The 25997-nt window shown below is 54.2% G+C and carries 23 protein-coding genes and 2 pseudogenes; 7 read left to right on the top strand and 18 right to left on the bottom strand.

The window, feature by feature from the left end:
* Window positions 1–6: 6 nt before the first annotated feature.
* Window positions 7–1863 carry a DEAD/DEAH box helicase family protein gene (locus tag I6L36_RS00735; protein WP_254203457.1) on the top strand — a complete coding sequence of 619 codons (1857 nt, stop codon included), beginning with the start codon at window positions 7–9 and terminating at the stop codon, window positions 1861–1863.
* Window positions 1864–1886: 23 nt separating this feature from the next.
* Here the strand turns inward: I6L36_RS00735 and I6L36_RS00730 are convergent, their stop codons facing one another.
* From I6L36_RS00730 to rmuC, 10 genes are all read right to left on the bottom strand, one after another.
* Window positions 1887–2936, bottom strand: a complete 1050-nt coding sequence (locus I6L36_RS00730) for a hypothetical protein (RefSeq protein WP_216986933.1) — start codon at window positions 2934–2936, stop codon at window positions 1887–1889.
* Between the two features lie 43 nt (window positions 2937–2979).
* Window positions 2980–5022 (bottom strand): BREX-1 system phosphatase PglZ type B, encoded by a 2043-nt coding sequence (gene pglZ / locus I6L36_RS00725; protein WP_216986932.1) that lies wholly within the window; start codon window positions 5020–5022, stop codon window positions 2980–2982.
* Window positions 5023–5054: 32 nt separating this feature from the next.
* The gene (locus tag I6L36_RS00720; protein WP_216986931.1) at window positions 5055–5663 is read right to left on the bottom strand and encodes a hypothetical protein; all 609 of its coding nucleotides are present in this window, start codon (window positions 5661–5663) and stop codon (window positions 5055–5057) included.
* Complete coding sequence (locus tag I6L36_RS00715; protein ID WP_216986930.1) at window positions 5660–6940, bottom strand: AAA family ATPase; 1281 nt, start codon at window positions 6938–6940, stop codon at window positions 5660–5662. Before I6L36_RS00715 ends, I6L36_RS00720 begins: the two co-directional genes overlap by 4 nt.
* A gap of 10 nt (window positions 6941–6950) precedes the next feature.
* The gene (locus I6L36_RS00710) at window positions 6951–10352 is read right to left on the bottom strand and encodes a DNA methyltransferase (protein ID WP_216986929.1); all 3402 of its coding nucleotides are present in this window, start codon (window positions 10350–10352) and stop codon (window positions 6951–6953) included.
* A 126-nt stretch (window positions 10353–10478) separates the two neighbouring features.
* On the bottom strand, window positions 10479–13952 hold the full coding sequence (gene brxC / locus I6L36_RS00705) for a BREX system P-loop protein BrxC (RefSeq protein ID WP_216986928.1): 3474 nt from the start codon (window positions 13950–13952) through the stop codon (window positions 10479–10481).
* A 17-nt stretch (window positions 13953–13969) separates the two neighbouring features.
* Window positions 13970–14518, bottom strand: a complete 549-nt coding sequence (locus tag I6L36_RS00700; protein WP_171280305.1) for a BREX protein BrxB domain-containing protein — start codon at window positions 14516–14518, stop codon at window positions 13970–13972.
* Window positions 14519–14531: 13 nt separating this feature from the next.
* Window positions 14532–15296: a hypothetical protein gene (locus tag I6L36_RS00695; protein WP_216986927.1), complete on the bottom strand. Its 765-nt coding sequence runs from the start codon at window positions 15294–15296 to the stop codon at window positions 14532–14534.
* Between the two features lie 186 nt (window positions 15297–15482).
* The gene (locus I6L36_RS00690; protein WP_254203456.1) at window positions 15483–15914 is read right to left on the bottom strand and encodes a hypothetical protein; all 432 of its coding nucleotides are present in this window, start codon (window positions 15912–15914) and stop codon (window positions 15483–15485) included.
* A 248-nt stretch (window positions 15915–16162) separates the two neighbouring features.
* On the bottom strand, window positions 16163–16501 hold the full coding sequence (gene rmuC / locus I6L36_RS00685) for a DNA recombination protein RmuC (protein ID WP_254203455.1): 339 nt from the start codon (window positions 16499–16501) through the stop codon (window positions 16163–16165).
* A 55-nt stretch (window positions 16502–16556) separates the two neighbouring features.
* Between rmuC and I6L36_RS00680 the strand changes: the two are divergent.
* Window positions 16557–16703: pseudogene (locus I6L36_RS00680) on the top strand (integrase core domain-containing protein); the annotation flags it as partial.
* A 123-nt stretch (window positions 16704–16826) separates the two neighbouring features.
* On the opposite strand, the gene I6L36_RS00675 reads toward I6L36_RS00680, so the two are convergent.
* A complete protein-coding gene (locus I6L36_RS00675; protein WP_182789038.1) occupies window positions 16827–16991 on the bottom strand; it encodes a hypothetical protein in 165 nt (54 codons plus the stop codon).
* A gap of 88 nt (window positions 16992–17079) precedes the next feature.
* On the bottom strand, window positions 17080–18402 hold the full coding sequence (locus I6L36_RS00670) for an ADP-ribosylglycohydrolase family protein (RefSeq protein WP_069785113.1): 1323 nt from the start codon (window positions 18400–18402) through the stop codon (window positions 17080–17082).
* A gap of 884 nt (window positions 18403–19286) precedes the next feature.
* Here I6L36_RS00670 and umuD point away from each other — a divergent pair.
* The 3 genes and pseudogenes from umuD to ssb form a co-directional block, all read left to right on the top strand.
* Window positions 19287–19730, top strand: coding sequence for a translesion error-prone DNA polymerase V autoproteolytic subunit (umuD, locus tag I6L36_RS00665; protein ID WP_069785121.1), 444 nt, complete (start codon window positions 19287–19289; stop codon window positions 19728–19730).
* The gene (gene umuC / locus I6L36_RS00660; protein WP_216987128.1) at window positions 19711–20970 is read left to right on the top strand and encodes a translesion error-prone DNA polymerase V subunit UmuC; all 1260 of its coding nucleotides are present in this window, start codon (window positions 19711–19713) and stop codon (window positions 20968–20970) included. The genes umuD and umuC overlap by 20 nt, the downstream gene beginning before the upstream one ends.
* Before the next feature lie 251 nt (window positions 20971–21221).
* Window positions 21222–21447, top strand: a pseudogene (ssb, locus tag I6L36_RS00655) (single-stranded DNA-binding protein); the annotation flags it as partial.
* Window positions 21448–21495: 48 nt separating this feature from the next.
* On the opposite strand, the gene I6L36_RS00650 reads toward ssb, so the two are convergent.
* The 3 genes from I6L36_RS00650 to I6L36_RS00640 are packed head-to-tail and all read right to left on the bottom strand — an operon-like array spanning window position 21496 to window position 23829.
* Window positions 21496–22311 carry an HDOD domain-containing protein gene (locus I6L36_RS00650; protein WP_005327401.1) on the bottom strand — a complete coding sequence of 272 codons (816 nt, stop codon included), beginning with the start codon at window positions 22309–22311 and terminating at the stop codon, window positions 21496–21498.
* Between the two features lie 58 nt (window positions 22312–22369).
* A complete protein-coding gene (locus I6L36_RS00645; protein WP_005327400.1) occupies window positions 22370–23608 on the bottom strand; it encodes a DUF3596 domain-containing protein in 1239 nt (412 codons plus the stop codon).
* Window positions 23609–23619: 11 nt separating this feature from the next.
* Entirely contained in the window at window positions 23620–23829 is a 210-nt protein-coding gene (locus I6L36_RS00640; protein ID WP_042011229.1) for a hypothetical protein, read from the bottom strand.
* A 123-nt stretch (window positions 23830–23952) separates the two neighbouring features.
* Between I6L36_RS00640 and I6L36_RS00635 the strand changes: the two genes are divergently transcribed.
* Entirely contained in the window at window positions 23953–24165 is a 213-nt protein-coding gene (locus tag I6L36_RS00635; RefSeq protein WP_059169687.1) for a helix-turn-helix transcriptional regulator, read from the top strand.
* A gap of 116 nt (window positions 24166–24281) precedes the next feature.
* Here the strand turns inward: I6L36_RS00635 and I6L36_RS21775 are convergent, their stop codons facing one another.
* Window positions 24282–24788, bottom strand: coding sequence for a hypothetical protein (locus I6L36_RS21775; protein WP_005327398.1), 507 nt, complete (start codon window positions 24786–24788; stop codon window positions 24282–24284).
* Window positions 24789–24926: 138 nt separating this feature from the next.
* Window positions 24927–25169 (bottom strand): hypothetical protein, encoded by a 243-nt coding sequence (locus I6L36_RS00625; RefSeq protein WP_059169694.1) that lies wholly within the window; start codon window positions 25167–25169, stop codon window positions 24927–24929.
* Between the two features lie 61 nt (window positions 25170–25230).
* Here I6L36_RS00625 and gmtX point away from each other — a divergent pair, with 61 nt between their 5' ends.
* A complete protein-coding gene (gene gmtX, locus I6L36_RS22220) occupies window positions 25231–25422 on the top strand; it encodes a gamma-mobile-trio protein GmtX (RefSeq protein ID WP_354005764.1) in 192 nt (63 codons plus the stop codon).
* A gap of 154 nt (window positions 25423–25576) precedes the next feature.
* Here the strand turns inward: gmtX and I6L36_RS22215 are convergent, their stop codons facing one another.
* Window positions 25577–25954 carry a Mov34/MPN/PAD-1 family protein gene (locus I6L36_RS22215; protein ID WP_201896815.1) on the bottom strand — a complete coding sequence of 126 codons (378 nt, stop codon included), beginning with the start codon at window positions 25952–25954 and terminating at the stop codon, window positions 25577–25579.
* Window positions 25955–25997 lie beyond the last annotated feature (43 nt).

Here is a 25997-nt window from a genome sequence, read left to right as displayed (position 1 = left end):
AGTCACATGAACAATCAGGCTACACGGCATAGAGAAAAAGTTGCATCAGTACTATCTGGTCATACTTTTTCACATCAGATAAATGCGGCGCAGCGAGCTTTTAGTCATTTTGAAAATGGCTCAAGAGCGGTCGTTATTGCAGCAGAGATGCAATCAGGAAAATCCGGCATTGCCTTGGCACTCAGTTGCCTGCAGCGGAATTCATTATCTGACAGTGACTTATGTGATCGTCGCAAGTTAAAAGATACCTTGTACTTGGTCACGATGGCTGACCTTGCTTTGTTAGAACAAGCCAAATCTGACTTCGCTGCATGCCCCAACATGGTCGTGAGTAATTTCACGAATTTCAGGCTTACCCTGGCATCCGAGTTTAAGCATCAACAGCCACGATTGATCATCATTGATGAGTGCCATTACGGCACTCATCAAGATAGCATTCGCTACAGCGATGTATTCAATTACCTTGATAGTGAAAATAGCGATTGTAAGATTGCGTTTATCTCTGCAACACCTTTTAGCGCTCTCTATGCCGCTGGCGCTGATTCAATTCTAAAACATCAGTACCACACTCAACTGGTATTTCACAAAACAAGCTCCGAGTACCACGGTATTCGGAGCATGCACAAGCATCACCAGATCGTGAAACTTGATCCAACACAGCGCGATTTTTGCCAAGACTCGTTATTACGAAGACGATTCATTAGACAATTCCTTGAATATCAAGGCCCTGGTTGGAGTCTAGTTAGGGTACAAAGTGGTGCAGCTGCTTCAGTGAAGGCCATACTGCTCGAGCAAGGAATTGCAGAGGACCAGATTTTTATCATTGGCCAAAAGCTAGCTGGTGTCGAAGAACATGAAATTAGCTCGATTCAAGATTTCAAATACGCTTATGATACAGCCAGCCTCTTTGATGACAAGCTGATTGCAATTACCGTGGCAGGTTTTCGGGCAGGGATTAATTTTGGCTCGAAAATGAAAGATGAGCTGATCAACAGCTGGGATAGTACCATCTCCAATATCGCCGCGATCGTCCAAGCAAATATTGGCAGAGCATGTGGCTACCATGACAACATAAAGGCAATTCATTATACTAATCTTGATGCTATCGGGGCTTACAGTGAATTACTGGATCATCTTGAGTCTCAATCTGAACACTGTGACTTTGCAGCCTTACAAGCACAGTTTGAATATATCTGCGAGCGCTATGATGTCGCTGGTTTTGACCGTGGTCTCACCATTAGCAGTAGTGTAGAGAATTCCGTAAAAAACGCTATCCAGCCGGACCAGTTTATCTATTTAACTGAGCGATATCGCATAGTCCCAGTAAAATTGCATGAAACAGAACCAGAGTTCAGCAAATACAATCTCGATAGTGATGAATTAGAAGCGATTAGGCTTATTCGAGAAGAGTATCTTAAAGATGGTGGGCCTTTTATAAAAAGTGGCCGGGCTTTGCGAGGGGAACATCAAAACTGGATAAAGGCACAATGGGTCAATGGTGCCACTTACAATGACTTTACCGAGAGTTGTGCCAAAGAACGAACTTTATCATTTATTAGAAAACTTGATCAGGGTGAGCCACTATTATTTAACCAGATCGTTAATCCTGGTGGTGGTGAGAGTACAGATAGCAAGCGGTTTATGGCGACAGTTTTCAGTGTGTATAACTTATCACGGCAACAGAGTGCCTATAAACGCACCATGGATGAAGATGACCTTATTGAATTATCTGCTGCACTAGATATTGACTACGATGACACCATCATCGTTTTATTTAAGCGGGGTGTGGCGCTGGCATCGTCAACTGATGAAACCAACATGTCATCGACAAGGATTAAAAGTCACTCCATTTTCAAAAAATGACTTCATACAGTTGGCCATTTATTTTAAGTAGATGGCCAATCCCACATCATATCAACATAGTACTTATCTCTTAACCAAGAGAGATCACTTTCCCACTCACTTATTGCACATCGCATATCGGCCTTTGTTTTTCTTTTTGCATTTCTGACCAGAGCAGCAATAGTATATGCGATTTTATATAGCCTTTGCGATGATTTAGGAAAACCCCATTCATCCATATAGGACTGGCTTTCGACCAATGGCAATTGGTTTTTATATACTTCGTTTAAAATCTTTTGTCGTTCATTTTTAAACAACCCTTTATCGCCGACTCTATACCCAACCGCTTGTAGGATGCCAATCTTAGGCCAGTTAATCTCCGTCAAACTGTGATTTGACGTGAGTATAGCGGTCGTGGGCCACGAAAATTGTGCCACATCCCCCACTTTACGCAGAGTTAAAATCTCACGTCCAGAACTTTTATTTTTGAATTTTTTGTTTTCAGCACGCCGTGTTATCGGGGTCGTGTTTAACTTTTTGAATAAATAATCTCGATGATGGTAGACTCTAATATACTCATCAAGCTCAGATTGAGCTGCTCCTCTTGAATAAGGCCAATCATTCAAAAGCGATATAGAAAGAGAAGATGCTATACTTTGTCTCTCATTGTAATCATGAAGTTGATTCAGCTCTGCTATCTCGATGAGTAAGTTATCTATAGCTGACGCTGGGGATATAAATGATGATGGTCCTTCTATATGTGACAAAGTTAATATTTTTCGTTTGTTCTTGTTCTTTTTTGGAGGCTTAATATTAACATTACCAACTATCGGAGTCGTATTTAACTTCCTAAATAGATAATCTCGATGATGGTAAATTCGAATATAACCCTCCAAGTCAGTAGACGATCCAGCCCTTGAGTAGGGCCATCCGCTCGCTGGTGATATAATAAAAGGCAGTGCCTCATCATGTGCATGATAGGACAACTGATCCTGGCTCACAGCGGCAGCAATATTCCAGATACTTCTCGACTCAACGCCACCACGACGCAGGACGATAGGTGCTACTTTTTTACCTACTTTTTTCTTTGCCATTTCAAACAGGGAGTTGTACCAACAACTCCCACCTATACCCTTGCTACCTTGAAACCATCAACTCTGGCGTTAAGCACTCCTGCAGACTCACACCGCCGTGATTATAGTAATCCCCCGCCTGGAACAAACTGATCCCGGGGGCCATCACTACTCGCACTGCGGGGTTCCAATGCCAGGGGCATTGTAGGTAGTCACTCTGGCCATTACCTTTCAAAATGGCGCAGCGCGGAGTGCGCAGTTCCGTCATGTGTTTGGTCAGCTCAGCCTTAGGTAACTTCTCTGGGCTCCATAACCAACCATGGTCGGTCACCACATGTACCCTAGTCCAACCGGCCTCTAGCAGGCTCACTATCCGCTCAACCACCCCCTTTAAGGCATGATCGATAAATTTCGGCAGGCTTTGCTGACGCTCGTGGCCCAGATTATCTAGGTCGCCACATTGCACCCAGGCCTTACCTTGCTCTGGCTCACCACAATCGTGACCTTCCAGATATTGCCAACCGGCTTGGGCTAGCCCCTTCTTGAAATGATGGCTCGAGAAATCAGCGCCACTGTCGGCAAACTGCGGGACAAAATCGTCGTTTTCCAGATCACCGATCAACAAGGGGCTAAGGGGCGTCACTGCCGCTTTAGCGGTCGCAGTCAAACTGGGGAGCGCACTCCAACGGGTTTTCAAGCTGGCTTGCAGGGTAGCCTTCTCCAGTAGATGCTGAAGACGGTGGCCCATATCAAGACGCAAGCCATCGACAAAAAAGAGCACGGTACTGGCGCCCTGGTATGAGCCGACTGGCTCTTGCACTCCCTGACCACCAGGATAACCCTGGCTCTTCACCAAGTGCTGGAAATGCAGGGTCACCGCCTCCAACCAAGGGGTATACAGTTTGCCAAGCAGCGCGGCGGCTACCTGCTCCATGGCGCTATCGCTCGCCAAGGCCATCACCAGCAGGGCAAGATCATCGGTCTGCCAAACCTTCTCCTGGTAATGGCTGGCCATGGTCTCGATATCCGGCCCTCCCAATGGTTGACGAGTCAGCTCACTCAGTTGGCTTAACGGATCCAGCAACATCGCCCAAGGCGAGAGCCCGAGCCCGGCCCACAACCACTCACGCCGAGTTGCATGCTCAGCGTTGAGTGACATTAGGCGAGTACGGATGGTTGCCACCTCTTCAGCTACCAAAGCAGTGAGCGTCTGCGCTAATCGTTGCTCTTCATGCTGATTGCAAAAGGGGTATCGGGCTGGTTCAAAGAGCAATTCGCTAGGTTGTACCTCGTGCAGTGTCTTTACGAGCGAAACATGGTGTGCAGCCGTGTCGCTAAAACGCTCCCACACCGTTTGCCAAGGTCCCTGTGCATCACACAGCAGCGGCAACAATGTGGAGATCTCAGCGTTGGCAGGATCAATACCAAACGCATCTTGGCTCTGCCCACAGAAGTGCTGCCAGCGGTTGCTCTGCTGCCACTCCTTTTGGATGGCCTCAGGCTCATTGAGCCAAGCCAGCATATTGCGGATTGGGTCGCCCCCCGCCAACGCATAGAGATCGCTAGTTTCTAACCGTTTGCCCTGCAAACTGGCGGCCTGAGCTTCAAGCAGATCAGGCAACACCTCTAGCAACGCTTGCTGGGTTTTACCATCTTTGGCGACATCAAGCTGCAACCCCACTTTGGGATTACTTAAAAAAGAACCGACGCTCCAATCCCGACCGGCAGTGTTATAGGCCCACCAGCAGCCGCGATACTGCAACTCGGCAAGGGGTTGCAGAGCAAGCGAGCATTGGTCGATGGCCCGCAGATCTTTGCGACTGACGCCGGGCAGATAGAGGATCGGGATGGCATCAGCAGGCAGGGATTGCTCTGGTGCAGTACCTGCAATCAAGCACTTTAGCCAAATGGCAGGGCCGGTGCGTTCGGCGGGCAGATACTCCCCCAGCTCGAGCAGCTCGGGTAAATAGCGCTTGATAATCGGCATGGCAGCTTGCCACTGCCGGGTTTCATCGGTCCAGAGCACCACTGCGGGCGGTACCTGCACCTGAGAGTTATAACGCGCGCTGTCGCGCAATTGAGTAACCAGATAGTCGATAACTTGCATGGAATTCTCGATTCTGTTTCGCGCCTTAAGGCTTAAGCCAACCCCTGGCGGATCAGCTCGCCATGAACAAAGGGAGAGTGGCGTTGTAAAAAAACGAGCGAACAGTCATTTCTCAGATAGTTGTCATAATGGCGGGCGCGCATCTGATTATGCTCCGGGCTATCGAGCTTGAGACGGGTAATGGTCTCAGCGGCGGCATCGGCATGCGGCGTTCCGGCAGGATAACGCGCATGGTTGACCGCAATCTCGCCATTGGCAAAGTTGATGATAAAGGTCTCAGGGGCCAAGCCGATGGGGTCTAGCACATCATCAAACTTATTCTTATTGCGGTTCGGACCAAGGGCGCTTAGACGGTAGTTATCCCACTCATAGGCATCCCCTGCATTTTGCGATTTGGCCACAAAGTGGTCGGTCGAGGCCGCGCCAATAACCCACTCAAAATAGATCGCCAGATAGGCGCAAACACCACTGTAGGTATCCCACAACTGCTTGTTAGAACGCGTCCAATAGTTGGGTAACTTGGATGCATCCGGTGGTGGCGCATTGAGCGCTATGCCATTTGTGGCTAACCAATCGAGCCCCGGCTGGCGCACTCTGGCATCAACATCGGCAGGCTCAGGTTGCAATGACACCGGGATCATAACGGCCAACCCTTCTTATCGCAGATGGCGCGCCAGCGAAACAGAAAATCATCGGTCGGCTTTAACGCGAGCAGCAATTGCTGATACATGGCAGCGAGCGCCTGGGGATCTGGAGCCGGTTGCCCCAAGAGCGCCGAAGCCTGCTTGATCAGCTGCTCGTACTCTTTCGGTCGCCCACTGGGTAAGTCAAAGGCATCGCTGGTTAACCAACTGGTGACATCCCCCTGCTTTTCAAAATCTCGCCGGGTGAGCATCACCTCGCCTTTAGCTAGATCCAGATCAAACCAGGCATCTTGGCTTGCATCAAACAGCGGCTCGACCGAGGCCATCACCAAGGGGGAATGGGTCGCAGTGATTAACTGCACCTTGGCCTGTTTATCAAGCAGCCCCATGACGCCGAGCAAGGTGGGCACTATGCTGCGCTGCCAGCTGGGATGCAGGTGAGATTCAATCTCGTCGATCAAGAAGGTGATCTGGGGTGTCACCGGTTCCCCCAGTTGCTTGGCAGCCTGCTGATGCTCTTGCCAGGCCCACACCAACAGATAGGCCAGGGCTAAGATACGCCGCATCCCTGATGAGGCGTGCACCACGGGCACATCTTTTTGGTACGGCATCCGGATGGTCGGGATATCCCGCGCATCATCCAGGCTGATCCGGGTCAGCTCCCCCAGGGTCAGGATCTCATCAGAAGAAGGCGATAGCGCCTTAAGTACCGCTTTCAGGTGCTTAAATGCCGCCCCTTTCTCTTTCTGCCAGCTGGCCAGATCGCGAATAAGGCCATTGCACAGCCAACTGCCATCGCTACTGGCCAGGCCATCCCACACCTCGCTGGGGCTGAGCACATAGGCAGGCAGACGCTCTTGAATATCGAGCTCTCCCTGGGTGCGCCAGTAGTTACGGTGCGGATCCCACAGCGCGAAACTACCGTCAGCCATGGCATAGAGCACCAGGCCAGGGTTGGCAGGCCGCCCGGGGCGGCCGGTCCAGCTCTGTTCACGGCGGGCAAAGGTACTCTGGTACTCTTCATTTTTACTCTTGGCGGTAAATGAAAAGCTGATGCTCGCCTCCCCTACCTCACTGGGCAGGGCTTTACGCCCTGTGGTGAGCTTAGGGTTGATCTCAGCTGGCCAGCGGCGAGTCAGCGCCCACCAGGCGATATCCAGCAAGAAGCTCTTACCCAAGCCGTTATCGCCGGTTAGCAGATTAAGCCGCTGGCCAAAGGCCAGCGACAAGCTAGGAGCAGGGCCAACATTGACCGTCTTGAGCGTATCGATCATAGGGCTTCCATCATTTTGGTTGGTTTGCTCTGGCGGCGCGTTTGTCAGCTAGCGACAAGTGGTGATCGTTAATACGCGCTCCCTCTTTTTCACCGTATTGCAGGCCCAGAGTGTACCAAGGGGCGTCGGCGACGTCGTTACCGCGATCCTTGTTCCAGTTGATATTGGGCTTAAAGCGCAGGATACCGGCGCCTTTTTTGCCGACATCGGCCGCTTTGAGGAAGGGGCGAATATTGAGGCGCACACCATCGTTAAGGTCCGGCTCCCAACCGATGGGTTGTTCGGTCAGGGGCTTCCAGCGTACAAAGATATCGAGCCCTTTTTCACCGGCCAAGATGGCCTCGAGGCGCTGTTGCAGGTTTTTGGCGGCAGTCAGGCGCTCCTCTGCGCCATCGCGCGCTTCTTTTACCCCCTGCTCCTGGATGCGGATCCAATCCCCCAGGTAGGTGTAGATCAGGCGTTCCAGCCCCGAGCGGTCGAGCTTGTGGTAGTTGACCAGGGCGGAGAAGCCATCTTTTAGGCCGTCCCAGATATGCCAGATAAAGGGTCTATGTTGGAACAACTTGCAGTGTTGCTCGAAAAACTTGTCGCGCAGCCAAAGCTCCAGGCTCTTGCTGCCCACGGCGGCAAGCAGCTTATCCAGGGCTCCGGCCTTCCAATCATCCTCGTAGGCTGCCACCAGCAATTTTTCCAACCGGGTATGAGCCGGGGCTTCACCGCGCACAGCTGGGAGGCAAACGATGCCATCTTCATCGGCAAAGGCGTTAAGCTTGGCAACCTCATCAACCAGCTGACGCTGCTCATCGGCCAGCTCCATCTCTTTATCCAACTCGGCAGGCCACTGATACCCCAGCAGGCGCGCTACCGCCACTTGCAGCACGATGTCATCAAAGCGCACCGGCCCCTCTTTGGTCCATTTACTTTCGTCATCCCAAATAACTGAGGCACAGGGGTGGCCATGGAAGATCCATTGGGTTGGATCATTCGTGTAGGGTTTTGGTAGGCCATTTGGATATTCTTTTTCTGCTATTTGAGTCCAATAATTTAAATCAAATGGGATTTTCAACAAGGTTGCATTGGTAACCTTAAGTGCTTGATCTATTTTTCTAACCTGTTCAGAAAATTCAGTAGATGACGAATAGCACCATAACGCAGCCAAATTCCCTCTATCGTTAGGAATCAGCGCAGCAGTATTATTGTCATACAAATTGCCATCGTAATTGGTTGCAGGTAAAACCCCAATCTGCCCGTGAGCAATCCCCTTGCAACCATATGCCATATTATTAGCCCCTGGTCTAAGCATACCAATGCCACTCGAGCACCAATCAATCATATGCTCTTTCCCAATGCCTATATTTGTTGTTGATGGCGTACTTTGCAAAAAACGAAAACTACCTAATTTTGGTTTTTCCCAATATTTTTTAATCCATTTATCTGTATCACCAGAAACAATTCCTCGCATAGAAATTGCAAAATCAGCTAGCAAAGGCAACGAATCTGAAGATACTTTTATTGTTATTACGTAATCTGGGTTGTTTTTTTGTTCAGATTGCTTAACAGCAAAAATGTCTGATTTTCGACATTCATCGGATTTTTCAGTTGCTGTTTTACTAGCTGATACATCCACCCCACGCAAAAACGCATCCTTAGGTGCCACACCTTTGCTTAGGGTAATTAAAATTGCCTGAACCACCTCACCAGAGATAGTTTCAAAGGCTCTTGGCCCAAGACGAGCCAATAGATTCCAGGTCTGTTCGGTTAATAGTTTCTCGCGGAACTTCTTATAGCTGGTCAGAAATAGCCAGTTCTGCGGTAAGACAATCGTTGAGCTACCGCCCTGAGGATTAAAATCGAGGCAACGCTCCAAAAATACGGTGGCCAGATCGGCTTTGGCTTCCGGGTAGTAATTTTCACAATAGTCTCGTAAGCCACTTGCTTGTCGTTTGGCTCCCAAATAGGGCACATTGGTCGCTACTAGGTGGTAGCTCCCCGTCAGCAACTTAGCTGCCAGGGCCAAGCCTTGCGCCGCGACTTGTGTCTCTTTACTTTCATCATCACTTTGGGCTTGGGCATCGAGCAGTTGCAGCCAGGGGGCCGGGGCACCTTGGCCCTTGCCCTCATAGTGAGCACGTTTGATATCGATAAGGCTACCCAGCACCGGGGCATCGCTAAACTGGCGCATCAACCAATCGAGAGCAGGTTCGAGCTCTGGATTTTGTTTGGCAAGCTGTTGCCACTCATGGCTGGCGGCCTGCACATCTTGCCCGGAGCAAGCAAGCTGCAAGGAAGGCAGTGCCCGATAACCACCGGCATTGGGGAAACGCCAGGCTTCCAGCGCCAGGGCAAAGGCGGCGATTTCGATGCAGCGGCTATCGAGCTCTAAGCCATGCAGGTTTTGCGTGATCACCCGCTCAATGGCGGTATTGGTATCACACCCTTCCAGGTGCATGCGCATCGGCACCAGCATCAAAAAGAGCGCCACCAGGAAGTGACCGGAGCCGCAGCAAGGGTCGAGGGTTTTTAGCTCGCTAATATCCTGTGGCCAGGCGTCATACCAACCACCGGCCGGTTGCCAGCGCTCCCCTTGGGTATCCGTCACTTTAACAAAGCGCAGGTAAGTAAGCGGCACGCCTGGGATGGCTGCGCGCTCACGCAATTCCTGCTCATCGCTGGCATGACGCAGGTGATCATCGGTGAGACGACGTTTGGCCCACCAGGCACCCAGGGCGTTATCCAAGAGGAACGAGACCATATAGGGTTCGGTAAAGAGCTGGGTGACCGGGCTGAGCTCATCGGCCCCGATGGGCACGCCGGATTTGTTGACTTCCTCTTTACGCTTGCTCTGCCAGAACTGATAGCACCAACCCAGGCTGTCTTGTGCCTCGAACACCGCAGGTAGCAAGGCCATGATCAAGCCTTCGAGGGTGCGCTGATGGTTGATGGGCAGGCGCACCGCCAGCACGGGGGAATCCACCCTAAACACCTGGGGCAACATCTTGGCTGCCAGACGCCCCGCCAGCTCCCAGGCGCTGGCGCAATCGGGCTCTTCTTCTAACAGTTCTGCGCACTCATCCAGGGTGACCGGGGTATAAGCGTCATACATCAACAGGTTGTTTTGCTCGAGAAAACGGGCAAACAGCATGCGGTGCCACTGCTCGTAAGCCATCTCGGCCAGCAGGTGAGCTGTCTCTTGCTTGCCATTATCGTGAAGCGAATCGCCCAGCTGGCGAGCGTGGGCTCGCAGGCGGTTACGCAGCTTGCGCTGAGCGTCGTTCAGAAAGGCAGGCACAGTGGCATCAGCCACCCCTAAGCGCTCAATCTCTTCCCGGCAGGCGGTTTCAACTACCTCACGGGCGGCAAGGACGGTGCTTTCCAGCTGGGTTCTGAGGGTCTTATCCAGGGCTTGTCTCATGGTGTTGGCTCGATATGTGGAAGCTGGGTGACCCCATTTTCCTTAAATAGAATGCGGGGATTGGGCTAAGCGCCGACGCGGCAAGTCTGCAGCATCGGCCTTATTGTTTCTCTTTTGTTCAGCGCACTAGCTGACGCGCACCGGGTTACCTTGGGCCAGTTCGCTGCGCACCTGATCTTCTACCTGGGCCAGCCAGGCTTTCAGATCTTGCTCTGATTCAATCAGGGGCTTTGGCAGCGAGATATGGCGCACCTTGGGTTTGAGCAGGGTGACTGCATCACTCAACGCCTTGGCAAAGTAAGAGGGCAAGGCGGCGATGCGATCGTTCCACCCCTGCCAGGAACAGTTATCCAGGCTCTGCTGCACCTCTTGCAAGCTGCCCAGTTTAAGCACGGGCAGCTTGGCAATACCGTGCTTGGCGAGCAATTCAGTCTGTTGCTCACCGCTCAATTTTGACCAGCTGGGATCACTATCAAGATCGCGGAGGCAGTCACGATAGACCTGCTCATAGCGGTCACAGTGCGCCATGATGGCGTTGCGCAACGCATCTATGGCTTTGTTGAGTAGCGGCTGCACCGGTGAAGGGCTTTGCAGCAAGGTACGACCGACACGCAGGGCCTCGCACTCTTGCTTCAACTCGCTAGAAACCGCCAGTTCACGGCAGTAGGGCAGCAGATCTTGCAGGTTGTCCCACTGCTCTTTACGTTCGGCCACCAGCTCAAGCTGCGCTTTCCAGCTCTCGTATTCTGCTTGCAGCGCCTCTTTGCCTTCAAAGGCGGCGAGCAGTTGATCATTGCCCGAGAGAATGAGCAGCTCATCGAGTCGCTGGGTTGAGGGGTGGAGTGGCAAGGGCGCATCTCCCCCGAGACGGCGAGCCAGCGCCTTGGCCTGTTGTAATGCCTCGGCAAGCTTGCTGCTCTCTTCCCCGGCGTTACAACTCACCCCCAAGCTGTTGATCAGGCTCCGCACCTTGATCAATTGTACCTTGCCGATGGTGGCTGTTTCGGGGCGGAACTGGGTCGGGCCGACCTGGGCACGCTCCAGGCTGCGCGCATCAGTGGCGTTGAGTTTGGCATCGCTGGCTTTGAGTACGCCAGCGGCCAACATGGCAAAGAGTGCGCCATCAATGGCATCGCGGGACCAGCCGTAAGGGGCTTTACCAAAGTGTTCGCGTACCTCACCACCGGTTTTCATCACTCCGATAAACTTTTTGATTTCACGGCAGACCGGGTGGTTTTGCGCCTCGCCCTGGTGGCCAATAACCTCTAGCGCATCGGCATCCCCCTGGCTGGCACGGGTATAGACCTTGGCCCACTCCTTGTGATCGGCCATATCGAAGTTGCGATAGAGGCGCACGCAGGCCGTTTCTGCCCCTGCTTGAAGTTGCGCCACCAAGGTATCGCCCCCCACTTCACTGCCACCGGAGAGACGCAGCCACATCATCCCTTCCATCTCAGCGGTCAAGCGCTTGACCTCAGCTTCGGCATTGCGCTGGCTCGACATCATAGCGGCACGGGCCTCTTTACCCGCTTCGGTCACCACCGCATTTTGTTTGACGTCCAGGGTCATGGTAGCCGCCTGTTTCTCAACGATGGCTGCGTTAAGCTTGCTCTTACCTTCTGAGGGGATATAAAGATAAAGGGTGCCATTATCAGCGCTATCGGCGCGCGCCAAATCTTGCAGTTGCCGCTCCGGTAATCCCGGTGCCCAGACGTAGAGCTTCTCTTGTGCATCGTTGGGCAACTCATCATCGAACGCAACATTCAGGGTGCGCCCCTCTGCCACCTGGCCTTGGGTAAGGCGTACTTGGCTGACCAACTTGCGCACTATGGTGTGCACCAGTTGATTGCGCAGGCCATCGAGTCGTGCTGGATCGGCACGGAGCTCCGCTTGCTGCTGACGATACATGTCATACCAAGCCTGGCTCTCGGCCGTTTGCAGGCGATACTCAACGCCACTTGCAGACTGCACCGCCATGATCAGCGAGGCTTTTTCCAACGCCTGCAGCGCCGCATTGACCCGTGGCCGCAGGTCGTGTTTCTCATTCTCCAAATCTTCGATCAGCAAGTCAGCCAGGGTTTCTGCACTGGCGTGAATGCCGTAGTCAATTTCGCTTGGCAATTTGCTGATCATCAGGATGAGGGAGAGGATCCGCCCCTGCAGGACCTCTTCAGGCGAGCCATCTTTGAGCTTGCCAATCTCGGCATAGATCTCTTGCCCCACCACCCCGCTATTGACTAGATCATTGACGATTTGATCGTAAATAAAATCGGCAGGGATCAGACAGCCAAGCGGCTTTTCTGCCCCGTAACGGGTCGCATCATGGGTGATACGCAGTTGGTTACGCAGCTGTGAGCCGGTACCGGTTTTATCCAGTGCGGGCAGCAACTTTTCCCAGAAACGACGACGCACCGGCAGCAGCGGATAGTCGGCTACCATCCACTGTTCGTCATCGCGCTGATGTTCAAACTTGGAGCCCCGCAGATGGCGGCTGATCTCACCCAAATTTTTCTGGATCATTACCTCGACGGCGCCCTTGGCACTCTCTTTTTTCTGCAGGATCACTTTGCGGATAACCGCATCCACATCGGTGTCGGCCAGCTGTACCTTAACCACAAAGCGGCCCATCAGACGTTGCAAGTTGGGAGTGTCACTTAGCGCACTTTGCCCTGTGGCGACAAACAGCATCTTTGATTTGAAGGCACTGTCTTTACAGCAGGTTTCGATGACCTCCTGCACGACATGAGCCCGATCTTCATCGCTACCAACAAACTGTTGCACTTCATCCAGCACGATGAGGGTCAAAGGTAATTGGCCATTGCGTGCCAGGGCGTCCATCACCGCATCCACCATCTCATCATTGGTAATGGTGGCCACATTGGGGTATTGAGCGCGCAGCGCTTTACCCACTTCGGCGATCGACGGCGCCAGATCCGGAAATGCCTGTAACAAGGCAGCCGCCAGAATGGGCGAGACATAGAGATTGCGCAGCTCTTTTTGCCAGGCGTCTTGTTCACCTACGGCTTTGGCATGCAAGCGCACATACTCTTGCACCTGCGGCAACACACCTTCGGCTTTCAACCACATGACAAACCGCGCCAGATGGTACTGCTCCGGCAGGCCAACGGACTTGAAGATGATGGACAAGAACGCCAGGCGCACGTCGCCCTTCATCCCCGCCCCCAGGGTACCCGAAGCGGCATGCAAGCCCTGATACTGGTGAGAGCGTTCGGCAAGCTTGGCAAACTGCTCGCGGATGCCGGCAGGGAGATCGGCCAGGCTCAAGGGATCGGCACCATCAGAGAAGCGTTGATTGGTCCAGAAGGTGCGTAGCATCTTGGCCAAGTGAGATTTACCCGATCCGTAAAAACCGCTGATCCAGACACCTGACTGCTCAACCTTGGCGTCTAGCTTACTCAGATAGGCCGCTAGAATTTTCTGCATGCCCGCCTCATAGGCGCCATCACAGACAAAGGTTTTCAGTTCGTAGCGCAAGGTCGCGAAGGACTCGGCACTCTGATCATCGTTGACGACGGCCACACCGTTGTTGGCCAACTCAGATTGCAGCGGATCGTTGCTGTAAATCTCTCTATTTAGCATCCCGTAATTCCTTGTTGTTATTCGTTATGGTGACAGATGGCGGTGGCGTGATATCCCCACCCATCCTTGGCATCTAACAGACTAAAGTTGTTGTCGTGATACTCGCCGGGGAAGAAGACCACCAGCTTGCCTTTTACCACTGGAGAGAGCGCCTTCACCAACCCAGAAACAGAGGCAAAACCAAACAGCGTGCCAGTGCCCAGCAGGGCCACTACATCGTTGCTCCCCAGGGTTTTATCGACTTCCTCTTTCAGACGCTCGGCCAGCTCTTCGGCAAAAAATTCATAACTGCCCACTAGCAGCTCCGGCTCGGCGAAATAGGCGTCTGCATAGTCGTGTTCCCCCATCCACTTGGGGAAGGCATCTGTGATATCCAACAACTGCCAGCGGTGACCATGCTGCTCAACGGCCAGTTGAAATTCAGTGACCCGAGCCCGTAGCTTTAACTCATCTTCTTTGTGGTACACCACAAAGACAGCGCGCTCTTCGGCAGATAGCACCGAGCGCCAAGGCACCGAGATATAAGTGGTAAAACGCTTAATCAGTTTTGAGAGGCGATCACCCATGCTCTCGTTCTCCTCAAGATGCTGGCGCTATTGGCCAGAGGGGGAAGCGGATTTCGACAATGCCACTGGCCTGCTTATAGCTAATTACGCCATGCAGCGATGCCATGTAGGCCAGCTCATATCCCTCTGCCGGATCCAGGTTTAGCAATTGAAACCAGGGAGTCTGAAACAGCCCTTGCCCGGCACGCCCTTCACAGTGACCGAGAAAGAGTGCAAATGCCGCATTGACATAGGTCACAACCGGGCTGGTTCTCACCTTTTTGTATTTGCCTTGCAGGAACCCGGCGTGCGTCCAACTGCCGTTGATATTCTGGGCAAACGAGCGCAGGGAAGCCGGGCTGAAACGGTTAGGGTCGGGGGCGGCTAAAATGTGTTCCACCTGTTCACGTTCCAGTACGTCTCCCAATGGGGTCGTACTAATCAACGACTGGGTCTGCCTTAATAACGGGTCCCTGGCCAGCGCAAGTTGCAGGGTTAACAGAGGTTGAGCCTCTTCACTTCGTTCCCATAGCTGGCGAAACACGTGAAACAAAGGGATCTCAGGGGAGATACCATACAGATCGACCAGGTGGCGGAACGTCAACTTGCGGGCATTGTCGCTGCTTTTATGCAGCACATTGTAAAGCTCGATATCTTGCTGATAGTCATGCCGGGTTGCCTGCTCAGGGCGACCATCCAGCAGCGTTTTTAGCTCGCTATACATCAAGCTTCTAGCCGAGTGAGCCCCATTTTTACCAAATTTAAAGCCCAGCTTAACCAGGTGTTCTTCGCTACTCATAAGTGCTCTATTGACCTTAACGGCGCTCAGTTCAAGCTATCAAAGGAGCGTCATTCTACCCCTCAGAGGGCGATTGCTCTATGAAGCCAGGTCACCAAAATCGATCATTTCTACTGTTTGGCCAAAATGCACGCTGCGTCAGCGATTCATCTTGGCGGTCTCGCAGGTCAGAACTACAGCCTGAGTTCACTTTGCACCAAACACAGCTGGCGGTGTACTCGGACCATCGCACCTGACCTGCCCCAAGGAGTTGGTGCGGCAGGTGGTGCCATCGGAAGATCGCAGGTTGCCGAGGCTATCTTTGCGCCAGGTAACTGTAGCGCCGGTGCCGGGATTACTGACACGCACATTGCCCAGACTGTCTTTGCGATAGGTGGTGCCCTCGCTGCTGCGGACATTGCCGAGGGAGTCTTTGCGCCAGGTGGTGCCACTTTCCGAGTCTCTGACGTTACCAAGACTGTCTTTGCGCAGAGTGCCGCTCTTGCCATCATCACACTGGTAACGGGTATTACCGAGGCTGTCTTTGCGATAGGTGCAGTCGGCAGCCCCAGCACTCTGGGCCACCAGCAGTAACAGGACACAGGCGCACAGGCCGAGCGGAGTTAAAGAGGGGGACATAAGCGCGCTCCTTGATACGGGTTGGGACTCTCTTCAAGCGGGGCCAGTATATGCCGCCTGTAACCCCACGCCGATACTGGTTACATGAACATGTCGCATTTTGGCGCAGATGCGGGGGGCCTGAGCACCGCGCCGACATTCATCGGTTCTTGATGTCTGTTGGATGACGGCGGTAAGGATTTGCAGCCCAGACAATCAAGGCGCCTAGGGCGCCTTAATTGTTTAACGCAAGCTGCAACTTTAACGGGCTATGCCGTCGTCGCCGTCTCCTCTATGGCGATCGTGCCGGGCTCTTCCAGTGCCTCGACGATCAATGACAGCCGATCCTGTTCGAAGTCCATATGCACGGCGTCCAGTTGCGGCAGTGTCTTGCTGGCCTTCGCCGAGAGTTTGTTGAATCTCTCCACTTTGCCATACAGACCTTGTTTGCCCACCAGCGCCTTGACCGTGTTGTTGTAGTGATTGCTGGCGGTGTTGAGCGTGCCGCCCAAGCTGCTCAGACGTTCGGCAACGAGACAGACCTGGTTGTAGATGTCGCCGGCTTTTTCACTGATCTCGCGAGCCTCGGTATTGCTGCGTTCGATCATCCACAGATTTGATACCGTGCGCAGGATGGGGATCAGGGTTGTATGCGAGACCAGTATCGAGATGATGCCAAAACCGGATAGCCGAACAGCGGTAGGCAATTTGGCTATCGCGTTTGAGCATTATAACGAGCACCACCCGCACAGCGCCTTGGGATACCGTTCACCACGGGAATTTCTGCGCAGTCGGGTATCACAACCCTAAGCGGGAAAAAGTGTCTGGACCTATGGGGTCAAATCCAGTGGTCTCGGCTGACTATACCGGGCCTGCCGCGCAGCTTCGATACTGGGGTTTTGCACATGTCGTGTTTTCAGGCAGGAATGCGTTTTACCATCGCCATTCTGGCCTTGAAGTGAGCTCGTGAATGGTGGTGGTCTGCCCATCAACCTCGGTAAAGGGGTAACCGGTCTCCAGATCCATGCCCAGCGCATAAAGATCGCAACACGGGCAGATCGCATAAACAACAATCCAGGCCTGATGTTGCTCGCTCACCTCCGCCACATCATCTAGAAAACGCTGGTGTTGTTTGCGGTTGTTATCGCTGTGGCAACGAAGCGGTAAGAGATCCAATAAAACCCAATCAAACCACCAATAGTTGAGAAAATCTCTGCAATATCATGGCAACAAGACCACTACGCACAGCATCATAGAGAAGGTTGTCGCAAAAACGATCCATCCGAATGAGTGCGGTCAACATGCAGCAGCAGTCGAGCCTGGACCAGGTCGCAATCACGGCACTCTGTGCCTGCTCTTGCTCTGCTGGTGTCAGGGATGACTGCGGTGCCATTACAACGCTGGCTTGCGGCCAATCCAAACCAGTTGGCTGCATGATTCCCAGCTCATAGCAGGCAGAAGCAAGCACCAACGTCTGCTCATCCTCACTCTGCTCCACCACACCTTGCATACGTATAACCAGTTCGGCCAATTCGCAGTCCTGAGGCAAGCGACAGGTATTTGCGTCATGTAGCGTCAGTGCCATATCAGAAATCTTGTCATACCAGGCTAAACGCTCACGCCAACTAGCCGGGATCCCTTCTTCGCCATAATAGGCACCGGCCAGTTGGCCATAGATAGCAGCCACAGTGTCGGCATCATCCCCTAGATTGGCAGCCAGCAAAGCACCTTCGGCAAATGTAGTGCTATGCCAGAAACTCCATAGTGCCGCCTCCAGGCTGTGCACAACATAACCACTACTGGAAATCTCGTGACGAGTCTTGTGGCGATAAGTTCCACACGCGATCGCGTCTATCTCCTCCGGCAATACTCCCAACGCACTCAACTCAGACTCTGTCAGTTTCAGAACCGCATCTTTGCCAGCATCTTGGGAGGGATCGATGAGCAACGCCTTATCAATAAACAGTGCCATCAACTGACACGCCGCAACGGCCCGAGCCTCACCATGGGTAGTACGAGAACTCAGTGCAACCATATTCAAGAGATATTGCAGAGCATTCTCTCTTTTTTGCACCCTATGCTGACTGTAAAAGAGCACAATGGGCGCTAATCGCATCAAGCTGCCGTTTCCTGCACTCATGGCATCTTCACTGCCAGGATAAGGGTCGCCACTATGACCATACTGGCGTAGTGCCCTTCTGACGGTACTACCAATGTCAAAGCAATAACCTGTCACTGAGTTTTCACCCTGCCGATACCAACGTTGATAGCGAGCTAACTGATCGAGTGGATCATGTCGATGACATGCCAACAGGCTGTCAGCCAAACACAAGGCCATGCTGGTATCATCGGTCCATTGACCAGCTTCGAGCTTAAATGGCCCCCCCCCGATCATATCTGTCAATGCCGTGTAACTATCACGGGGAGCAAACTCTAGGGTTGTACCCAATGCATCGCCAATAGCGAGGCCAAGCAGACATCCCTTGGCGGCACTCTGTCTGTTTTTCATACGTGTAATGTCCATGGAAGAGATATATGCACCAACGCTCCGGCAAGACTGAAGACTGTTGCGAGCGAATGATGCAGAAAAGCCCTATAAAAGAAGGAGTAGCATCCCCTTGCAACCTGCTGATTAACAGCCGAGCGCATCCTCACGCAGGGTGCCCTGTTTGCCATCGTCACACCGGTAGCGGGTATGGCCCAATGCATCTTGCCGATAGGTGCAGTTGGCCGCTTGCGCAGGATGAGCAAACAACCAGCCCGCCAGCACACCGAACAGGGCTAACCCACGCCACCTCGCTCGTGATGACTGTCGGCCAAGGTGAACCTGATCTCGATGCTGTCGTCTGCGGTCCATCGCCGGTTTCCTCTGATGTGTACCTAGTTAAGGGTACTGTGTTCGCCGCCCTGCTCCGATACTGAGGTTTTGCACATGTACCATTTTCAGGCAGATGTTCGCGGCTCTGCTGCGAGCATGTTGCAGCCCGTTGCCGCAAAACCGGGTTGCAGGGGCTAGCCACCCACGCCCCTTCCCACTGGCGGTGGGTTACTCCGTTTGCGCAGTCGGTTTTCTACGTTTAATGCGCCACTCATGCTGACAGAGGGTGCAACACCGCTCCATCGAGTAGCCGATCTCAATGTAGCAGCCCCTCAATGCCACTTCACGGCGATCGCTCATCGCGACCAATTCTTCAGACGGCATGCCATAGACGATATCAACACCACTCTTTTGCCTGCAGGCCGGGCAGATATATTTCCTTCGTCTCGTCATCTTCCATTGACCATGTTGTTACCGATTGAGGCCATGCTACGCGATCCTGGCCAACCAAAACTTGCGTTGATGCAAACATTGGGTTTTATAATGGCTGTATGGATATACAGCCTTGCAGCATGATGAACCTACTCACCCCAGACCTTTCAGCCACTGAGGTGGCCATGCCGCTGTTCTTGCAGCGGGCCTCTTGCGGCTTTCCCAGCCCCGCCAGCGACTATCTGGAAGGCAGTCTCGATCTCAATCGTCACTGCATCAGCCATCCGGCCGCCACCTTCTACCTGCGTGCCGAGGGGGAGAGCATGACCGGGGTCGGTATCTTTCCCGGTGATGTGTTGGTGGTCGATAAGAGCCTGACCGCCCGCCACGGTGACGTGGTGATTGCACTGCTCGATGGCGGCTTTACGGTGAAGATCTTGCAACTCACCCCCCGGCTCGCGTTGCTGCCCGCCAACCCAGCCTTTGCCCCGCTGGCGGTGGATGCCGAGCAAGGGTTTGAGCTGTTCGGGGTGGTGACCCATGTGATCGGTAATTTGAGGCAGCGTGATGGCCATTGCGCTGGTTGATGTTAATAACTTCTACGCCAGTTGTGAGCGGCTGTTTCGCCCCGAGCTGCGTGGGCGACCACTGGTGGTGCTCTCCAACAACGATGGCTGCGTGGTGTCTCGCTCTTACGAAGCCAAGGCGATGGGCATCAAGATGGGGGTGCCCTACTTTCAGATACGCGAGCCGTTTGAGGCGCATGGCGGGGTGGCGTTCAGCTCCAATTATGCCCTCTATGGTGATATGTCGAGCCGGGTGATGAGCACGCTGGAGACCATGGCCCCTGAGCTGGAGGTCTACTCCATCGATGAAGCATTTCTGGCGTTGTCGGCGTCGTTTGCCGGGGATCTCACCGCCTATGGGCAGCAGATCCGCCAGCGGGTGCTGCAGTGGACCGGCCTCACGGTCGGGGTCGGCATTGGCCCCACCAAGACCCTCGCCAAACTGGCCAACTATGCCGCCAAAAAGTGGCCTGCCACCGGCGGCGTGGTCGATTTGCACGATGAACTGCGCCGGGCCCGGCTAATGGCGATCACCCCGGTGGAGGAGGTGTGGGGGATTGGTCGCCGCTTGACGGTCAAGTTACAACGGCAAGCCATACACACGCTGGCCGATCTGGTCGCCAGTGATGCCAAAAGGTTGCGCGCCCAATTCGGCGTGGTGGTCGAGCGGATCGTGCAGGAGCTACGTGGCCTGCCTTGCGCAGAGCTGGCCGTTGAACCGGTGGCGAAGCAACAGATCCTCTCCAGCCGCTCGTTTGGCGAGCGGATCACCGAGTGCGCGGCAATGGCACAAGCCCTGGCGGGGTTTATGGCTCGCGCTGCCGAGAAGCTGCGGGCGGAGGAAATGTGCTGCCAGCGGGTGCACCTGTTTGTGCGCACCAGCCCGTTTGATGAGCAGGCTCCCTATTACAGCGAGCAGGCCGGCGTTCGGCTGGTCTGCCCAACCGATGACACCCGTTTGCTGCTGCAGCAAGTGAGCGTGCTGCTACCGCAAATTTGGCGCGACGGCCATCGCTATCAAAAAGCGGGCGTGATGCTCAGTGAGTTCACCCCCAAGGGGCAGCAACAGGCCGATCTGTTTGCCTCGCCCTCCCCTCAATCGGATGCGCTGATGGCGGTGCTCGATCAGATCAAGGCCAAAGGATTGGGAAAAGTCGGCTTTGCCAGTCAGGGTACGGGGTCACCCGAGTGGATGATGCGCCAAGCGCACCTGAGCCCCTGTTACACCACCCGTTGGGAAGATCTGCCGGTGGCACGTTGACCTCCTCCCCTCCCTCAACAAGGCGAAAGCCGCCCCCGGCACCAAATGGTCACAGCTACGTGATGGGGAGTCGCGGGTATGGTGGTTCCCGATTGCGGAGGGCGATGCATCACTCACCCTCTTCACCCGCACCAAGAGTCAATCCGTCGAGGGCGAGTAAGTGTGGAGGGGCGCACCCTTTCAACCGGCGCAATTCGATATTGCGATCGTGACCCCGCCGACTTTCTATCTATAAAAAAATTGGAGCAAATATGGCAACTCGGGGTATCAACAAAGTCATGCTGATCGGCCATCTTGGCCAGGAGCCGGAGGTGCGGCAGATGGCACAAGGGGGGGGCGGTGACCACCATCAGTCTGGCGACCTCCGAGAGTTGGCGTGATCGGCAAACCGGCCAACAGCAAGAGCGGACCGAATGGCACCGGGTGGTGTTTATAGGCAAGATTGGTGAGATTGCCGGTCAGTACCTCAAACAGGGCCGCACATGGCGGCCCTGTTTCTTTACGAACTCGCCCAACAGGCCTCGCTCATCCCAGCCGTTTGTAGATCCGGGCATCCTCATCGGATTTGTGAAACCAGTAAAAGTCGGGTAAGCCCACAAACACCCGCCGCCAGTGGTACACCTCGGCTGACAGGCGATCGGCCATCTTCACGATGGTTTCAGGCATGTACTGGATTTGCTGCTTGCCCACCGAGGCCGACAGGCAGGCGGTCAGCGCTTCAAACACCCGCGGCTCTCGCGCCATCAATGGCTCGAGGTAAGGCTCCAGCTTCATAAAGTTGAGCGCCTCATGGGAGGAGCAGATCCCCTCCCCGCTGCTGTTGTTGTAGTAAAGGTAGAGCTTGCCGACATCGTGCAACAGCCCGCCCAAAAAGGCCACGTCGGCGGTGCGGCTGTCGAGCTGGTATTGCTGGCAGAGCATCCTGGCCGTCAGCGCCACTTCAACACTGTGTTCCAGCAAGCCGCCCTCGTAGTCATGGTGGTGGTGATGACTCGCTTTGCCGCGATAGAAGGCGGCAATAAAGGGTTTATCAAACAGCAGCCCCTGGACAAATTGACGAACCCCGCCACTGGGCAGGCCAGCATAAAATTGCCATAGCTGCTCTATCATCTGGCCATGAGCGGCTGACCGTGCCTGCTCGAGGTGAAACAGCCACAGCTGGCGGGCGGCCTCGCCGGTCATCCCCGCAATCCCCTGCGTAGGCAGGCCGACCGGAGCAGACGGCTGGGCGGCAAGCCGCCAGCGCACCAGCTGGCCACTGGGCTCGATATGAGCCATCTCACTGTGCGACACCACCACCAACTGGGTGTCACCGGGCGTCCACAGTTGCCACTGCTCCAAATGCCCCTCAAGGCAATGCAAGCGCGTTGCCCACAGCAATGGACCAGGTTCCTGCCGATTAATGACGTGGGCCATGGTGGATCTCCTCGTTAAGGATGGTAGTGCTCTCATCGCGCTGACCCGATGCGGTCGGCTCATAGCGACTGAGCATCTGCTCAAAGGCATGCCCATCGCGCCCCGACAGATCCGGCACATAGCGGGAATAGACCCGAAACAGCATTTGCGTGCTGTTGTGGCCCAACTGCCGGGCAATCCACTCCGGGCTCTCCCCGGATGCCAGCCAGAGGGTCGCGGCCGTGTGCCGAGTCTGATAAGGCTTGCGCTTCTCCAGATCGAGCAAAGCTAATAACGGATACCAGATCCGGTTCGCCACATTGCGATCCTCCAGCGGACGGCCATTGCGGTTACAAAACACAAAGTGATCCGGAGTGACATCAATCCCTTGCCGGCTGCGCTGAAGCAGCAGTGCCTCATACACCCGCTCGCTCATTTGCACCGTCCGGTAGGAGCCATCGGTCTTGGTCGGGATCAATTCATCGCGCACCCAGGCTTGATAAATCTGCAACTGCCGGCGCTCAAAATCGACATGGCGCCAGGTCAACCCGTGGATCTCGCTAGAACGCAAGCCGGTGAAAAAACGGGTGATGTAGTAAGGGCGATAATCCGCCCGCACCGTGGCCACGATGTCACCTATCTCGTCGAGACTGAACGGCATGATGGTAGTACGGGGGATTTTGAGCGCCCGAATATTGCGCCAAGGAGAGATAAAGCCGTAGCGGTCGGCCGCATCAGTCAGCATCATCCGCAGCGGCGTCATGATGTGATTCACCCGCGAGGCGGAGATCGGCTTGCCACTGCGCCCGGGCAACTGGGTCACCTGCGCCCGGAATGCCAAAATAGCGCCCTTGTCGATCAGGCTCAGCGGCTGGTTGCCAAACTGCGGCAACAGGTGACCATCGAGAATGTCGCGTACCGTCTCCCGCTGGGAGGTGCGCCATTCTGCCGCCTTTTCGGCATACCACTGCTCGGCGAAATCGCGCAGCAAGGGGCACCCCGCCAACAATACCGCTTCCCGCTTGGCCTGGTTGGCGAAATAGTCAAAGCGAGGGCTATTGGGAAACGCCTTGCAGAAATCAAACTGCCCCAGCGTGATCTGAGCCTCCATCCGCTCACAATACTGCTTGAGCTTGCGACGATTTTGCTCACTATCCGGCAGGCCGGTCCGTTCCCGACAACGTTTGCCCTTGAAGGTAAAATCGAGATACAGCCGTTGGTTGAGACTGAAAATAGACGCCATCTTGCCACCCCCTAGCCTTGGAAAGATTCGAACGTGGCGCTGTGCTTGAGCATCTCCTCTTCGATCGGCTCCCAAAGGAACAACAGCTTGCGTCCCCCAAACGGGCGAATGTAATGCAGCCCTTCGAGCAGCACGGAATCCTTGAGCTGGTTGCGGATGGTACGCGGATCAAACTTGATCCGTGCAGAGAGCTCTTCTGTTGTCAGATAGGTGTATGCCATAATCATATCCTCGCTTTATTCTCTTCAAAGACACCATATGCACTACAGGAGAGACTTTAGCACCTTTAAACACCCTTGCAAGACATTTTGCTACGCTGTGGGTATTTTTTTTATGGAGGAGTAATGATTAAGTGCCACTTGTCGAGAATTTTAGGTGAGCGAAAGTTGAAAGTTGCTGAAGTAGCTAGAGAAACAGGTATAAACCGGAACACCATTCACCGTCTCTACAATGAAACTGCGACACGGATAGAACTGGATGTGATAGAACAGTTATGTCGCCACTTAGATATCAATGTTGGGGATTTGTTCGAGATTCAAGGATCTACCAGTCAGTGAAGGCTGTTATTGCTATCAATTCATACTGGCCGATGTAAACCAGCCCATTGCTGAGTAGTTGCTGCATTTCACACAAAATCAGCGGAACTGAGAGTCTTGGGCTTTGGGCTCCCTCTTCAATCCGTCCGATCTGACAGATAGAAAGCACCGGCCAGCAGACCATAGACCAACCGTACGCGCTCATCCCGGCCCAGCAATACCCCGAGCAATACTTCGCCACTGGCCAGGTCATCCCCATGCCAGAAGCACCAAAGTGCAGCCTCTACCACATCCAGCCAGCTGGCGTGGCCCAGCTGGTTGCGTGATTTGCGCCGCCAGCTGCCACGCACCACGGCATCACTATTCGGGGATCTGACCGCCAGCGCCCGCAACTCCATCACACTTACCGTGAGTCCATCCTGCTTGGCCGGACGGCTGCCACGCCCTCCCCGCAGCAATTTGTCGAGCAGTAGCGCCAACAGGCGAAACGCATCCTGATCTTCAAAGCGGGCGTCCCTCCCCAGCAAGTCGGCAGCACCGGCCATCAGTTGCTCACGCCCCTGGTCGATGGGCAGTAACGTGCGATCCAACCGGTGTTGCTCGATATGGATGGCCAATGCCGCCATCATCGCCAGCGGTGACATCTTACCCTGTTGGTGACATGCGCCGTTGGCTAGTAAAGCGGTCAGCGTCGTCACTCGCTCGGCTGACAACAAGCAACATATCCCCCTGATCAGGGGCATGCTTGCCTGATCTGATAACCGCGTTGGGTTCATGGTGCCTCAGTGCCGATCGCGTTTGAAGTGAGCGGTTTTATGCCCGACGGTGACAATCTCGCCGCCTTGTAGGACCAGATAGTGACGACGTAGTCGCTGACAGCATTGTGCGGGCAATCCGCACTCGGCTTGCAGCATAGCCACGCCTTTGCGATCGAGATAAACCACTTCGCGGCCCTGGTGATACGCAGAGCGCCCGCTGCTCAGCAGCAGCTCCACCCACTCGGGATCAATACCACGCTGCTGCATCCGGCACGCGGCGTGATGGCGCCCGTTGGGGGCAACCGTCACGTCCGCGACTGGCGCACCGGTGGCTGTGGTGGAACTGTCTGCGCAACTGACCCCCTCTGAGCGAGAGGCACTAGAGAAGGCGGTGTCGCCAGACTACCTCGAAGATCGCGGTTTGAAGGAAGGCAGCCACGGTGAAATCGTCAACGAGCGAGGCCGCACAATATTCGAGGTTGGCTTTGCTTGGGCAATTCGCAGGGTGTTGGGCGTCTGACCCATGTAGGTTTTCCGAGGCTCAGACCGCAAGTGGTGGGTTATGAGTGAAGAACTGTGTACCGGTTGCGAGATCTTAATAGGGAGTTGAGCAGAATTTGGCATTGAGCCATCAACTTTAACCAAAGAGAATTTGGTTGCACAACATTTCCATATTACACAAATACTGTATCGGCTCCCTGGTATACGAACTCATAAAGTTCTTTCCCATTGGTGGCTGAGATATGAAGCTGTGATGCATCGGCTTCACTGGAGATAATCAACATCAGGAACATCGGTAGGTCATGCGTAGATGATCGAAACAGTGACTGGATTGTGGACTTATCTTTTGGCGACGGGGTTGGATGTCGCTCATAGTGACTGTGCCATTCGCCAATGAAATGCTGCCCCCTACGAAATCGGCGCTCGATTTCTTTCCTGCCCCGGGCTCGGTCCGGGATAAAGCTGGTCGGAGTGGCGCGATCACCACCGCGAGGCAGAGATATTGCCGACACCTCTACACTGCTCCCGGCTAGGATGCGAGTAAAAAGCATGCCCCCCGATTCCTTAGCTGCCGATGTGGTTTGTCTATATCCC

The organism is Aeromonas sp. FDAARGOS 1406 (assembly GCF_019048565.1).
GTDB classification, from domain to species: domain Bacteria; phylum Pseudomonadota; class Gammaproteobacteria; order Enterobacterales; family Aeromonadaceae; genus Aeromonas; species Aeromonas caviae.
Note: the sequence above shows the minus strand (reverse complement) of the source record. Positions and strands in the feature narration are given on the sequence as shown.